Origin of the sequence: Knoellia aerolata DSM 18566 (assembly GCF_000768695.1) — a bacterium.
Taxonomy (GTDB): domain Bacteria; phylum Actinomycetota; class Actinomycetes; order Actinomycetales; family Dermatophilaceae; genus Knoellia; species Knoellia aerolata.
On record NZ_AVPL01000224.1, the window covers coordinates 1 to 216 of the forward strand.

1 protein-coding gene is annotated in these 216 nt (G+C 56.0%); it reads right to left on the reverse strand.

Translation table 11 applies throughout. The annotated features are described in order from the left end of the window. On the reverse strand, window positions 1–216 hold a 216-nt coding region (locus N801_RS19425), incomplete at both ends, for a TonB-dependent receptor domain-containing protein (RefSeq protein ID WP_035941367.1).

The following is a 216-nucleotide window of genomic DNA, read 5'->3' on the forward strand; positions in this document are numbered from 1 at the left end:
CAGCAGGTTTTTCGGCACGTTCGGCACCTCTTTACCTGAGGTCGGCAGCGGCTGCCCGCCATTGCTGACGATGTCGTTCTTCTGCTTCGATTGGGTATAGGTATAAGAGGTGTAGTAGTTGAAGTTATGCGGCAGTTGGCCGCTCCACTCCAGCTCCAGCCCTTTGTTCTCCACGTTGCCGATGTTCATCATCTCGTAGTCGCCGGCCGCGTTGGT